This is a genomic window from Nocardioides sp. (assembly GCF_014360585.1).
GTDB lineage: Bacteria > Actinomycetota > Actinomycetes > Propionibacteriales > Nocardioidaceae > Nocardioides.
This window is the reverse complement of record NZ_JACIXG010000028.1, coordinates 44,640-58,080: the sequence shown is the minus strand read 5'-3', so window position 1 is coordinate 58,080 and position 13,441 is coordinate 44,640. Positions and strand designations below refer to the sequence as shown.

The 13,441-nt window shown below is 68.9% G+C and carries 12 protein-coding genes; 3 read left to right on the top strand and 9 right to left on the bottom strand.

Translation table 11 applies throughout. The features are described 5' to 3' along the window. Positions 1–65: 65 nt before the first annotated feature. The 6 genes from H5T77_RS11605 to tkt all read right to left on the bottom strand — a co-directional run bounded on the left by H5T77_RS11605 (position 66) and on the right by tkt (position 8,138). Positions 66–1,034: a type IV toxin-antitoxin system AbiEi family antitoxin domain-containing protein gene (locus H5T77_RS11605; RefSeq protein WP_292649246.1), complete on the bottom strand. Its 969-nt coding sequence runs from the start codon at positions 1,032–1,034 to the stop codon at positions 66–68. Between the two features lie 143 nt (positions 1,035–1,177). Continuing rightward, the gene (locus H5T77_RS11600) at positions 1,178–2,359 is read right to left on the bottom strand and encodes an endonuclease (protein WP_292649244.1); all 1,182 of its coding nucleotides are present in this window, start codon (positions 2,357–2,359) and stop codon (positions 1,178–1,180) included. Positions 2,360–2,507: 148 nt separating this feature from the next. Continuing rightward, positions 2,508–3,251: a 6-phosphogluconolactonase gene (gene pgl / locus H5T77_RS11595; RefSeq protein WP_292649241.1), complete on the bottom strand. Its 744-nt coding sequence runs from the start codon at positions 3,249–3,251 to the stop codon at positions 2,508–2,510. Next, positions 3,248–4,921 (bottom strand): glucose-6-phosphate isomerase, encoded by a 1,674-nt coding sequence (gene pgi / locus H5T77_RS11590; RefSeq protein ID WP_292649239.1) that lies wholly within the window; start codon positions 4,919–4,921, stop codon positions 3,248–3,250. Before pgi ends, pgl begins: the two co-directional genes overlap by 4 nt. Continuing rightward, on the bottom strand, positions 4,918–6,024 hold the full coding sequence (gene tal / locus H5T77_RS11585) for a transaldolase (RefSeq protein WP_292649236.1): 1,107 nt from the start codon (positions 6,022–6,024) through the stop codon (positions 4,918–4,920). The genes pgi and tal overlap by 4 nt, the downstream gene beginning before the upstream one ends. Before the next feature lie 2 nt (positions 6,025–6,026). Next, complete coding sequence (gene tkt, locus H5T77_RS11580; protein ID WP_292649233.1) at positions 6,027–8,138, bottom strand: transketolase; 2,112 nt, start codon at positions 8,136–8,138, stop codon at positions 6,027–6,029. Between the two features lie 171 nt (positions 8,139–8,309). Between tkt and H5T77_RS11575 the strand changes: the two genes are divergently transcribed. Continuing rightward, on the top strand, positions 8,310–9,248 hold the full coding sequence (locus tag H5T77_RS11575) for a heme o synthase (RefSeq protein WP_292649230.1): 939 nt from the start codon (positions 8,310–8,312) through the stop codon (positions 9,246–9,248). A gap of 103 nt (positions 9,249–9,351) precedes the next feature. Here H5T77_RS11575 and H5T77_RS11570 read toward each other — a convergent pair whose 3' ends face one another. From H5T77_RS11570 to H5T77_RS11560, 3 genes are read right to left on the bottom strand one after another with little or no spacing between them, the layout of a single operon-like run. Beyond that, positions 9,352–10,269 (bottom strand): COX15/CtaA family protein, encoded by a 918-nt coding sequence (locus tag H5T77_RS11570; protein WP_292649258.1) that lies wholly within the window; start codon positions 10,267–10,269, stop codon positions 9,352–9,354. Next, a complete protein-coding gene (locus H5T77_RS11565; protein WP_292649227.1) occupies positions 10,266–11,057 on the bottom strand; it encodes an ABC transporter permease in 792 nt (263 codons plus the stop codon). The genes H5T77_RS11570 and H5T77_RS11565 overlap by 4 nt, the downstream gene beginning before the upstream one ends. Further along, complete coding sequence (locus tag H5T77_RS11560; protein ID WP_292649225.1) at positions 11,050–12,027, bottom strand: ABC transporter ATP-binding protein; 978 nt, start codon at positions 12,025–12,027, stop codon at positions 11,050–11,052. The genes H5T77_RS11565 and H5T77_RS11560 overlap by 8 nt, the downstream gene beginning before the upstream one ends. 246 nt (positions 12,028–12,273) lie before the next feature. Between H5T77_RS11560 and H5T77_RS11555 the strand changes: the two genes are divergently transcribed. Both H5T77_RS11555 and H5T77_RS11550 read left to right on the top strand, forming a co-directional pair. Next, positions 12,274–12,915 carry a VOC family protein gene (locus H5T77_RS11555; protein WP_292649222.1) on the top strand — a complete coding sequence of 214 codons (642 nt, stop codon included), beginning with the start codon at positions 12,274–12,276 and terminating at the stop codon, positions 12,913–12,915. Further along, positions 12,881–13,351 (top strand): PPOX class F420-dependent oxidoreductase, encoded by a 471-nt coding sequence (locus tag H5T77_RS11550; protein WP_292649220.1) that lies wholly within the window; start codon positions 12,881–12,883, stop codon positions 13,349–13,351. Before H5T77_RS11555 ends, H5T77_RS11550 begins: the two co-directional genes overlap by 35 nt. The last annotated feature ends 90 nt before the right edge of the window (positions 13,352–13,441 follow it).

The window sequence follows — 13,441 nt, the reverse complement described above, 5'->3', positions numbered from 1 at the left end:
AGTCGGCTCGTCATAACGAGCCGACTCGGCGCGGGATCTGGTCAGGATGAGCCGACTCGCCGTTGTCAGGCGGCCTCGACGCTGTTGAGGCGCTGATAGGCGCGGTCACGCAGCTGACGCAGCCGTACGACCGGATCAGCGAGTCTGCGAAAGGTGTCGTCCTTGGTGAAGACCTCGATGAGCCAGCCGTCGTCGATCATCGCGGCCCGTCGGTTCCGGTCGCGTTCCAGCTGATCGGGGCTGCTGTGCCACTCGGCCCCGTCGTATTCGACGCCAATCCTCAGGTGCTCGTTGCCAAGGTCGAGACGTCCGAGGAATCGGCTCCCGCGACGGACCTCGAGCTGCGGTACGAGATCGAGGCCCCTCACCTCCTTCGACCAGATCCGCAGCACCGACTCAGGAGGTGACTCGGCGCGGCCATCAGCGAGCGGTCCGACGGCCCTCAGCGTGGTGACGTACCGCTGTCCACGGAACCTGTTGATTCCAGCAAGGAACTCGTCGCAGTCGTAGCGACCGAGCCGGTGCATCTGGTCGACCGCGGCGACGGCCCGCTCCGGCCAACGCACCCGGCCGACGTCCCAGGCCGTGCGGAGTGCGCTGGTGACCAGCAGACCGTCGACATCGACGATGTCATCGTCGTGGAAGGTGCGTTCACCGCTGGCAGCGAGGTCGTTACGCAGACGTCCACGGCCGGCGGGAAGGAAAACGGAGAGGGGCTGCAGGTCGAGGTGTTCCCCAGGAGCGAGCATCATGTCGGCGCCTAGAAGCCACCCGGCATGCCGATCGACCACCACGGCGTCTTTGGGAATCACAAGCTTGAGCCCCGCGACCCGCAGTCCGAGCGAGTCGCCCATCTCCGTTGCGAGGTAGACCCCTTTGATCAAGCGACGGATCAGGCCCAGGTGCACGAGTTCGCGCAGTTGTCGATAGGTCACGCCGGAATCGAGCGCCATCTTGGCTGTGAACGGCAGGGTCGCTGCCAGCGGAAAGTCGGGGCCGAGCGTACGGGTGAACTGCATCTGTTCGATATCCATGGGCCCAGCATGAGCGGGACCACCGACATTTGACCTTGAGCGCCGAGTCGGCTCGTTGTGACGAGCCGACTCGGCGCGGGATCTGATCAGGATGAGCCGACTCGATGAGTTCTTCGGTCAGGACGCGCCGACTCGGCAGGGGGTCAGCAGGTTGCGCCGAAGACGGCGTCGGCGTACTCCGGGTGGTCGACGAACGGGTTGCGGTTGCGCTGGTAGGTCGAGTAGATCCTGTCGTTTCGCGAGCGCTCGGCTGTGGTGACTGGGTCGGCGCCGTGCCAGTCCAGCAGGACGCAGACCTTGCCGAGGTAGTTGGTCGAGCCGTTGATGGTGTTGTTGACCTCCAGGTCGGCGAACCCGTCGTCGCCGTTGTAGCGCACGGCCATGTAGAGGATGCCGCGGGCGAGGTCGCCCTTCACGCTGTCGCGGGGCTCGAACGAGTCCGAGTCGGTCCAGCAGTCGCCGCACTCCGAGACGGCCGACCCGCCGAGGTCGAAGTCCTTGCTGCCGCGGGTGGAGTTGACGGTGACGTCCTCGGGCCGCAGATGGTGCACGTCGGTTCCCGGGCCGTTGCTCGTGCCGAAGTCGCCGCGGCTCTGCGGCCAGGTGTGCTCGCGGTTCCAGTTGTCGGCGCCGCCACCGTTGTTGGTCTTCGGCGTCGAGACGCCGGAGTAGAACTCGATCACGTTCGCGGAGTTGTTCGGGTCCTGGTCGAGCACCTTCAGCGCCTCCCACACCGCGCTGTAGGACATCGTGGTGTGGCCGTCGATGATGTTGTGCAGCGCCGACTTCAGCTGCGCGCCGGAGAGGCCGGACGCCGAGTCGTAGTAGCCAGGTGGAACGCCCGGGGCGGTCGGGGGCGGATCGGACGGGTCGGTGGGCGGGGGAGTGGAGCCGGCGAACGCGAAGGCGGTCGCGTTCTTGTGGCCGGGATGAGAGAAGTACGCCGCCAGGGTGCCGGTGACGTCGATCTGGCGGCCCTTCAGGCTCGGGTTGGACCGCAGGCCCCAGGCGGACCGGAAAGCGGTCGGAATCTGCACGTAGAGCATCCGCGAAGTGCTGGTCTCTGTCGCCGAGTCCGCGATCGCGAGGGCGTAGTCGCTGGGGTAGTTGCTGGTGACGACGGTGTTGGTCGCCGTGGGTTGGCCGACGACGTAGCCACGTACGGTGGCAGTCGAGCCGTTCTGGGAGGCGATCGCCGTGCTGACGTTGATCGTGGCCGCCTGGGCCGGGGCGGTCGTGATCACGACCGCCATGAAGCTCGCCAGGGCGAGGGCAACGAGGCTGGCCAGGGTCAGGCGCAGCCGCCGAGAGGCGCTGATGGGCATGCTCGGATGGTGGCAGGTCCGCAGGGGTGCGCGGCACCCGTAATGGGAAAGATTTACCCGGCGTTAGCATCCTGGGTAACTGAATTTCCGAGACGTTCGCGCCGACTCGGCGCGCCTGCGTGCGGCAGTTGCGCCGAGTCGGCGGAGGTCAGAGCTTCGAGGCGGCGGCCCGGTCCAGGAACCAGGTGGTCTCGTGGGTGCCGATGACGCCGGCGGCCGGGATCTCGGAGATCGGGGCTCCGGCGTGGGCCTTCGCCACGGCTTCGGCCTTGCCTTCGCCGCTGACCAGGAACCAGACGTTTGTGGACCGGCGCAGGGCCTCGAAGGTGAAGGTGATGCGCTCGGGCGGGGGCTTGGGGGAGCCGGTGACGCCGACCGCGATCGCGTCCTTCGTCTCCAGCTGCGGGAAGCCGGGGAAGAGGGAGGCGATGTGGCCGTCGGGGCCGACGCCGAGCATGAGGATGTCGAAGCTGCCGCCGCCGTGGCTGCGTACGTCCTCGGAGAACTGCGCCGCGGCCTCGTCGACGCTCAGGCCTGAGTCGGAGGCGGGCATCTCGTGGATGCGGTGGTCGGGCACGCCGACGGAGCCGAGGAACGCCGCGCGGGCCTGGCCGGCGTTGCGGTCGGGGGAGTCGGCGGCGACGTAGCGCTCGTCGCCGAAGAAGATCTCGACGGCACCCCAGTCGACGCCCGACTCGGGCGCGAGCCGCGCGATCTCGCGGTGGATGGCCTCGGCGATGGTGCCGCCGGTGAGGCCGATGGTGGGTACGTCGCCGGCGGCCTGCAGGTCGGCGACGCGGCTGAGGAACTCTCCGGCGACCGCGGTGGCGAGCGCTTCCGCGGTGTCGTGGACCTCGATGAGTGACTCGGGGTGACCGTCGCTGGTCGTCACTGACGCTTCTCTCTGTAGTAGGCGATGAGGGACTGGGTGGAGGTGTCCTGCTGGCGAGCGGTGCTCGCGTCGCCGGAGACGGCGGAGCTGATCTGCTGAGCGAGCTGCTTGCCGAGCTCGACGCCCCACTGGTCGAAGGAGTCGATGCCCCACACCACGCCCTGGGTGAAGGTGATGTGCTCGTAGAGCGCGATCAGCTGGCCCAGGACGCCGGGCGTCAGGGCCGGCGCCATGATGGAGGTGGTGGGCCGGTTTCCGGAGAAGACCCGGGCGTTGACGATGTGCTCAGGGGTGCCCTCGGCACGCACCTGCTCGTCGGTCTTGCCGAAGGCCAGCGCCTGGGTCTGGGCGAAGAAGTTGGCCAGGAACAGCTCGTGGACGTCGACGTCCTGCCCGTCGCTGTTGTCCACGAGCGGGTAGGCGGGGTTGGCGAAGGCGATGAAGTCGGCCGGAATCACCCGGGTGCCCTGGTGGATCAGCTGGTAGAACGCGTGCTGCCCGTTGGTGCCGGGCTCGCCCCAGAACACCTCGCCGGTGTCGGTGGTGACTGCGGTGCCGTCCCAGCGCACCGACTTGCCGTTGGACTCCATCGTCAGCTGCTGAAGGTACGCAGGGAACCGGTGCAGCAGCTGGGAGTAGGGCAGCACGGCGTGGGTCTGAGCGTCGAGGAAGTTGACGTACCAGACGTTGAGGAGACCCATCAGAGCCGGCACGTTCTGGGCCAGCGGGGTCTCGGCGAAGTGCTTGTCGATGGCGTGGAACCCGCCGAGGAACTCGCCGAACCGCTCCGGCCCGATGGCAATCGCCAGGCTGATGCCGATCGCGGAGTCGACCGAGTAGCGGCCACCGACCCAGTCCCAGAATCCGAACGCGTTCTCCGGGTCGATGCCGAAGTCCGCGACCTTGTCCAGCGCCGTGGATACCGCGACGAAGTGCTTTCGCACGGCGTCGGCCTGGTCCACGTCACCGTGCTCGGCGAGCGCGTCGAGCAGCCAGGCCCGCGCGAGGCGGGCGTTGGTCAGCGTCTCCAGCGTCGAGAAGGTCTTCGAGGAGACGACGAACAGGGTCGTCGCCGGGTCGAGGCACTTCAGCTTCTGGCCGGCGTCGGTGGGGTCGATGTTGGAGATGAACCGGCACTCGATCTCCGGGTGGCGGAACGGCTCCAGCGCTTCGTAGGCCATCACCGGACCGAGGTCGGAGCCGCCGATGCCGATGTTGACGACCGTCCGGATCCGCTCGCCGGTGACGCCCGTCCACTCACCGGAGCGGACCCGGTCGGCGAAGGCGTACATCTTCGCCAGGGTCTCGTGGACGCCGGGCACGACGTCAGTGCCGTCGACGACGAGAGACGCGTCGGCGGGAAGACGCAGCGCGGTGTGGAGCACCGCGCGGTCCTCGGTCACGTTGATGCGCTCACCGGCCAGCATCGCGTCGCGGCGCGCCTCCAAGCCGACCTGCTCGGCAAGCGCCAGCAGGCTGGCCAGGAGGTCGTCGGTGATGAGGTCCTTGGAGAGGTCGACGTGGAGGTCGGCCGCTCGATAAGTGAAGCGAGAGGCCCGGCCGGGATCGTCGGCGAACCACGAGCGCAGGTCCGGCTCGAAGCCGGCCCGCAGCTCGGTGAGTGCCTTCCATGCTTCCGTCGTCGTCGCGTCGACCGGGCCTTCGGTCACTTCTTGACCGCCTCGATCTGAGCGACCACGGTGTCGACGAGCTCGGTCCAGGAGGCCTTGAACTTGTCCACGCCCTCGGTCTCCAGCGTCAGGAAGACGTCGTCGACGTCGATCCCGACCGAGCGCAGCGACTCGAAGACCGTCGCGGCCTCGGCGCCCTTGCCGCTGACGACGTCGCCCTTGACCTCACCGTGGTCGGCGAAGGCGTCCATCGTCTTCTCCGGCATCGTGTTGACCGTGTCGGCGACGACCAGGTCGGTGACGTAGAGGGTGTCGGGGTAGGCCTTGTTCTTGACCCCGGTCGAGGCCCACAGCGGCCGCTGGGCGTTGGCACCCTGGCCGGCCAGCGCGGTCCAGCGCTCGCTCTTGTGGACCTCCTCGAACGCGGCGTAGGCGGCGATGGCGTTGGCCACCGCGGCCTTCCCGAGCAGCGCGTTGGCCTCGGGGCTACCGATCACCTCGAGCCGCTTGTCGATCTCGGCGTCGACCCGGGAGACGAAGAACGAGGCGACGCTGCGGATGGTGGACAGGTCCTTGCCGGCCGCCTTGGCCTGCTCCAGGCCGGTCAGGTAGGCGTCCATCACCGCGCGGTAGCGCTCGACCGAGAAGATCAGGGTCACGTTGACCGAGATGCCCTCGGCGATCGCGGCGGTGATCGCCGGCAGACCTTCCAGGGTCGCCGGGATCTTGATCAGCACGTTGGGACGGTCGACCGCGGCCCACAGGGCCTTCGCCGAGGCGATGGTCGCGTCGGTGTCGTTGGCCAGGGTGGGCTCGACCTCGATCGAGACCCGGCCGTCGTCCTTGGTGGCCTCGGCGACGGGCGCGAGGATGTCGCAGGCGTTGCGTACGTCCTCGGTGGTGAGGGCGAAGATGATCTCGTCGACGGGCTTGTCCTCGGCGACCAGCGAGCGCAGCTGCGCGTCGTAGCGTTCGCCGTCGGCGATCGCGGCGGCGAAGATGGTCGGGTTGGTGGTCACCCCGACGACGGACTTCTCCTTGACGAGATCGGAGAGATTGCCGGTCTCGATCCGCTCCCGGGAGAGGTCGTCGAGCCAGATGGACACGCCGGCGTCGGCCAGCGCCTTGAGACGGTCAGACATGTTCATGCTCCCTTGTTGATGGCGGCAAGGCTCTCCTTGGCGGCCGTGACGACCGCCTCAGGGGTGAAGCCGTACTCCTTGAACAGCAGCGCTCCGGACGCCGAGGCGCCGAAGTGCTCGAGCGAGACGATCCGGCCGGCGTCGCCGACGTACTCCCGCCAGCCCTGCTTCACGCCGGCCTCGACGCTGACTCGCGCCTTGATGCTGGGCGGGATCACCGAGTCGCGGTAGTCCTGCTCCTGGGCCTCGAACCACTCCAGGCAGGGCAGCGAGACGACGCGGGCGCCGATGCCCTCCTTCGCGAGCTCCTCGCGGGCGGCGACGGCGTACTGCACCTCGGAACCGGTGCCGAGCAGCACGACGTCGACGTTGTCGGTGGGGGAGTCGAGGAGTACGTAGCCACCCTTGGCCACGCCCTCGGTGGTCGCGTAGCCGTCCTTCCCGCGCGGGAAGGTCGGCAGCGCCTGGCGGGTCAGGACGAGCGCCGAGGGGCGGTCGTGGTGCTTGAGCACCTCGAGCCACGCGGCGGCGGTCTCGTTGGCGTCAGCAGGACGGATCACGTCGAGGCCGGGCATGGCCCGGACCGCGGCGAGGTGCTCGACCGGCTGGTGGGTCGGGCCGTCCTCGCCGAGGCCGATGGAGTCGTGGGTCCAGACGTGGATCACCGGCAGCTTGGACAGCGCCCCGACGCGTACGGCGCCGCGCATGTAGTCGGAGAACTGGAAGAACGTGCCGCCGAAGACCTTGGTCGGGGAGTGGGCCGCGATGCCGTTGAGGATCGCGCCCATGCCGTGCTCGCGGATGCCGAAGTGGAGCACGCGGCCGGCGTACGGGTCGGCCTTCCACTCTCCGGTGGAGCGGTCCTCCGGGACGAAGCTGGGCGCGTCCGAGATGGTGGTGTTGTTGGAGCCGGCGAGGTCGGCCGAGCCGCCCCACAGCTCGGGCAGCACCGGCGCGAGGGCGTTGATCACCTTGCCGGAGGCGGCGCGGGTCGCGATGCCCTTGGCGTCGGCCTCGAAGACCGGGAGAGCGTCGTCGATGCCGTCGGGGAGCTCGCCTGCCTGGAGACGCTCGAGCAGCTTCGCGCCCTCCGGGTTGGCCTCGGCCCAGGCGGCCTCCTCGGCGCGCCAGGCCTCCTCGGCCTCTTCGCCGCGCTCGATGAGCTTGCGGGTGTGGGCGAGCACGTCGGGGTCGACGTCGAAGGTCTTGGCGGGGTCGAAGCCCATGATCTTCTTGGTCGCGGCGACCTCCTCCTCGCCGAGAGCCGAGCCGTGGGAGGCTCCGGTGCCCTGGGCGTTGGGGGCGGGCCAGGCGATGACGGTGCGCAGCACGATCAGCGACGGCTTGTCGGTGACCTCGGCGGCCGCGTTGATCGCGGAGAACAGCTCCGGCACGTCCTCCTTGTACTCGGTTCCGTCGTTGGTCCAGTCGACGACCTGCACGTGCCAGCCGTACGCCTCGTAGCGAGCGGCGACGTCCTCGGTGAAGGCGACGTTGGTGTCGCCCTCGATCGAGATCCGGTTGGCGTCGTAGATCATCGTGAGGTTGCCGAGCTTCTGGGTGCCGGCGATCGAGCTGGCCTCGCTGCTGACGCCCTCCTGCAGGTCGCCGTCGCTGGCCAGGACGTAGGTCTTGTGGTCGAACGGGCTGGGCTGGTCGGCCGGGGTGTCCGGGTCGAGCAGGCCGCGCAGCCGGCGCTGGGCCATCGCGATCCCGACGGCGTTGGCGACGCCCTGGCCCAGTGGGCCGGTGGTCACCTCGACGCCGCGGGTGTGGCCGCGCTCGGGGTGGCCCGGGGTGAGCGACTCGAACGTGCGCAGGCTCTCCAGGTCGCCGAGCTCGAGGCCGAAGCCGCCGAGGTAGAGCTGGATGTAGAGGGTGATGCTGGAGTGGCCGACGGAGAGGACGAACCGGTCACGGCCCAGCCAGTCGGTGTCAGCGGGGTTGTGCTTCATCACCTTCTGGAAGAGCAGGTACGCCGCCGGGGCCAGGCTCATCGCGGTGCCAGGGTGGCCGTTGCCGACCTTCTGCACGGAGTCCATGGCCAGAACACGGACGGTGTCCACGGCCTTGCTGTCCAGATCGGTCCACTCGAGTACAGGTTTGGTGCTCACGAGGTGCCTTTTCAAAATCGTAGAGTCCACTTGGGAAGTTCTTGGGCTGGCCGTGGGGGGCTGCCGAATCCGAGCCTACTCACGACCCGGGTTAGACTGCGAGCCGCATGCTGTGAACTGCCGCTGTGAGCCGCATGTGACGCCTCAACCCGATCGAGAAGGATCTTCTCAGTGACGCACGTCGAACAGCCGGTCCCCGACCTCGACCAGCGTAGCGACCGCGCGTCAATGCGCGATGTCATCTCGGCGTACGTCTCCTTGACGAAGCCTCGCGTGATCGAGCTGCTGCTGCTCACCACGGTGCCGGTGATGTTCTTCGCTGCCCAGGGTGTCCCGGGCGTCGGCCTGGTCGCTGCCACGGTCGTCGGCGGGGTCTTCTCGGCCGGTTCGGCTTCGGTCTTCAACTGCGTCTACGACCGCGACATCGACGAGCAGATGAGGCGTACGCGGCGCCGGGCTCTGCCGCGGCACGTGGTCACTCCGCGCGCGGCGCTGATCTTCGGGTCGGTGCTCGCCGTGCTGTCGGTCGTCGTTCTCGGGTTCTTCGTGAACTGGCTCTCCGCGGGTCTCTCGCTGGCCGCCAACGCGTTCTACGTCTTCGTCTACACGATGCTCCTCAAGCGGCGCACCACCCAGAACATCGTCTGGGGTGGCATCGCGGGCTGCTTCCCGACCCTGATCGGCTGGACGGCGGTCACCAACCAGGTCTCCTGGGAGCCGCTGATCCTGTTCATGGTCGTTTTCTTCTGGACCCCGCCGCACACCTGGGCGCTGGCCCTGCGCTACCGCGAGGACTACGCGCAGGTCGACGTGCCGATGCTGCCCGTGGTCAAGTCCGCCCGCCACGTGGGTGGCCAGATCGTGGCGTACTCCTGGGTCATGGTCGCGACCTCGCTGCTGATGTGGCCCCTCGCCACCACGGGCTGGCTCTACCCGGTCGCCGCCATCGCGCTCGGCGCCGTCTTCCTCGTCCAGGCCCACCAGCTGCACGCGCGTGCCAAGGGCACCGAGGACCTCACCAAGATCCGCCCGATGCAGCTCTTCCACTCGAGCAACCTCTACCTGAGCCTGCTCTTCGTCGCCCTCGCGGTCGACCCGCTCGTCCGCTGACCCCTCTCGCCGAGACGTCACCCGCGTCGGCCGACGCACCTGACGTCTCGGCCTGCAGGAGTGACTTCTCGGCCGACCGAGGTGACGCCTCGGCGGGGGTGGGTCAGGCGGTGTGGGCGCGGGTGGAGACCAGTACGCGGGCGATGCCGGCGGAGATGAGGGCGGCGCCGAGCATGTGGAAGCCGACCAGGACGACGGGGAGGTCGGTGAGGTACTGCACCCAGCCGATCAGGCCCTGGGCGAGCTCGATGACCAGGAGCACGATCGTGACCCGACGGACGTACGCGTGCTTGCGGCCGAGCCAGAGAGTGATCAGGGTCGCGGCGACGAGCGCGTAGACGGCGTAGGCGTGGATATGGGACATCAGCGCCGGGTCGAGGCCGGTGCGGCGGGAGTCGAGGTCGCCGGAGTGGGGGCCGGAGCCGGTCACGACGGTGCCGAGCCAGAGGGTGACCCAACCGAGGGCGAAGGTGACCAACGCGGCGACGCGCACGCTGCGCGGCGCCGCGTCACGCACGGGGGAGCGGAGCTCGTCGAGCAGCCAGACGCACAGTCCGACCATCGCCATCGACAGCAGCAGGTGGAGGGCGACGACGTACGGGTTGAGGTCGGTGAGCACAGTGATCCCGCCGATGACCCCCTGGAGCGGTACGCCGCAGGCGATGGTGATCGCCAGGTTGCGGATGACCCCTCGTCGGTTCCAGACGGCGACGACGACCGTGATGGCGATCGTGGCCAGGACGTAGGTCAGCATCCGGTTGCCGAACTCGATGACCCCATGGACCCCGAGCGCCTCGTGAGCCACGTAGGACTCATCGGTGCACTTGGGCCAGGTGGGGCAGCCGAGGCCCGACCCGGTCAACCGGACCACCGCACCGGTCACCACGATCCCGACGTTGGCGACCAGGTTGGCGATCGCCAGCCCGAACACGTGGGCGCGGAGCCAGGCGAGGACCCTGTCTTTGGCTGAGGGAGTCTTGGCCGAGGGCGACGGGCCGGTGGAGCGCTCGGTGGAGGTCATTCCCACTTGAAGGTCCTAGCTGTGAGGGTGGAGCCGAGGAGGGCCCAGATCAGGAGCACGCCGAGGTCTCGCCAGGCGGGGACGCCGTCGAGGAAGGCGGTGCGTACCGCCTCACCCAGCGCGCCCGAGGGCAGCCAGCGGGCGACGTCGCCGAAGGAGCCGTAGGCCGTCAGCGGCAGCACCACGGCGCCGCCGGCGAGGAGAAGCAGGTAGATGAGGTTGGCCGCCGCCAGGGTCGCCTCGGCACGCAGCACGCCGGCGACGAAGAGCCCCAGCGAGGCGAAGGCCAGCGTGCCCATCGCGATGGCGAGGAAGAAGGCGAGGACCGTGCCGAACCCGGCGGCCGGGGTCCAGCCGAGGAGCTGGCCCACGGCGCCGATCACGAAGAGCTGCACGAGCTGTACGCAGCCGAGCGCGAGCACCTTGCCGGCGAGCAGGCCGATCCGGGGCAGCGGTGAGGCACCGAGCCGCTTGATCACGCCGTAGCGCCGCTCGAAACCGGTCGCGATCGCGAGACTGGTGAAGGAGGTCGACATGATTGCCAGGGCGAGGACGCCGGGGGTGAGGAGGTCGACCAGCGGCCGGTCGGTGCCGAGGTCGAGGTCGATCGCGTTGCCCGCGGTGACGCCGCCGATCAGGACCATCACCGGGATCACGACGGCGAGCAGGAGCTGCTCGCCGTTGCGGAGCATCAGCTTGGCCTCCATCAGCGCCTGGGCGATCACCTGACGGGGGAGCGGGGCACTGCCGGGCTTCGGGGTGAAGGTCCCCGTGGTCACCTCAGACATGCTCGACCCCGTCCGTGAGAGTGAGTCCACCGGTGAGGTCGAGGAAGACGTCCTCGAGACTCCTTCGGCCCAGGGTCAGCGACTCCGGGAGGACGTCGTTCTCCTCGCACCAGCGGCTCACCTTGGCGAGCGTGGTCGGGTCGGCCCGGCCGGTGACCCGCATCGAGCGCTCGTCGAGCAGGATCACCTCGGTGTCCTCGCCGAGCGCCTCGCGCAGGGAGTCGCGGGCGCCGGGCGGGAACGGCTTGGTCACCACGAGCCTCACGGTGGCCGTGGCGCTCATCCCATTTCCTGGGCCGCGGGTGAGCTCGAGGGGAGTGCCCGAGGCGATCATCCGCCCGCGGTCGATGATGTGCACCTGGTCGGCCAGCTCCTCGGCCTCCTCCAGGTAGTGGGTGGTGAGCACGACGGTGACGCCATCGGCGCGCAGCTCGCGGAGCAGCTCCCAGGTCGTACGCCGCCCCTGCGGGTCCATCCCCGCAGTCGGCTCGTCCACGAAGACCAGCTCCGGGCGGCCCACCAGGGCCATCGCGAGCCCGAGCCGCTGCTGCTGGCCGCCGGAGAGCCGTCGGTAGGGGGTGCGGCCGCACTCGCCCAGCCCGAGGCGCTCGGCAAGGAGGTCGATGTCGAGCGGGTGCGCGTGCAGCCGGGCGATGTGGCGCAGCATCTCCATGGCGCGTACGCCGCTCCAGGCGCCCTGCCCCTGCAGCATCACCCCGATCCGGGGGAGCAGCCGCTTGCGGTCGGCGATCGGGTCGAGCCCGAGCACTCGCACCGTCCCCTGCTGGGGTCGGCGATAGCCCTCGCACGTCTCCAGCGTCGTCGTCTTCCCGGCGCCGTTGGGCCCGAGGACAGCCGTGATGGAGCCGGACGCGACGCTCAGCGAGAGCCCGTCGACGGCTGTCTTGTCGCCGTAGGTCATGCGCAGGTCGCATACCTCGACAGCGGGCCTGGCGACGGAAGATTCCACGGCGGCAGTCTAAGAAGGCCCACGCCACCAGCCCAATCGCGTACGGCTGATCCTGTGGATTCTTAGGCATCTGTCAGGACGTTGGCCGCCCAACTCCCACCGAAGGACGGCCAACGCGGGGATGAGACGCGATGCCCCCGGTCCTATGACGCGGTGTCTCAGACACAATTTCTGCTCAGAAGATCAACAGGCAAGGCGGTCAGGAATCGAGAAGCCCCGAGGTCCCGGGATTCCTAAGGTCAAGACATGTTCACTCTTCAGACCATCACCCTCGACGCAACCGACCCCACGGACGCCCGGGCGTTCTACGACAAGGCCTTCGGGCTCACCGACCAGATCTCCGTACGCCAGGGCCCGGGCGCCGGCACCGGCCGGCCGTTCACGGTCTCGCTGGTCGTCGGCCAGCCCTCGACGGTCGACAGCCTCGTCGACTCCGCGCTCGCTGCCGGTGCCACCTCCCTCAAGCCGGTCGAGAAGTCATTCTGGGGCTACGGCGGCATCGTCCAGGCCCCGGACGGCTCGATCTGGAAGGTCGCGACCTCGGCCAAGAAGGACCGCGGCCCCGCCACCCGGGAGATCGACGACATCGTCCTCCTCCTCGGTGTCGCCGACGTCAAGGCGAGCAAGAGGTTCTACGCCGAGCGCGGGCTCGGCGTGAAGCGGAGCTTCGGCGGCAAGTACGCCGAGTTCGAGGCCGCCCCTGGCGCGGTCCAGCTCGCGATCTATCCCCGGCACGCGCTGGAGAAGGAGACCGGTGTCGCGCTCGACCCGTCTGCGGCGTACGGCATCGTTCTGGGAGGTGGCGGCGAGGCATTCACCGATCCGGACGGGTTCACCTGGCAGGCTGTGGACCATGGCACGCACGATCGCGACGAACACGACCGTTGATCTCGAGGGGCTGCTGGAGTTCGTCCGCCCCCGGCACCAGATGGTCCTGGTGACCAGCCGGTCCGACGGGTCCCCGCAGCTCTCCCCGGTCGCCGGCGGCGTCGACGACGACGGCCGGATCGTGATCGCGACCTATCCGGAGCGGGCCAAGACCCGCAACGCCCGCAGTCGCCCGCAGGTCAGCGTCCTGGTCCTCTCCGAGGAGTGGAACGGCCCCTGGGTCCAGGTCGACGGCGAGGCCGAGGTGCTCGACGCCAACGCGGGGGAGGCCGCCCTGGACGCCTTCGTCACCTACTTCCGCAACATCTCCGGCGAGCACTCCGACTGGGACGAGTACCGCCAGGCGATGGTCGACCAGGACAAGTCCCTCCTCCGGATCACACCGCACCGCTGGGGGCCGGTCGCCACCGGCGGCTTCCCCGCCCGCCTCACCTAAACCAGTGGCACCAGACGTACGCCGCTGACTACCGTTGCTGCCTCAGCAACACGTGACGAGGAGATGAGCATGCGCAGGTCGGTCGAGATC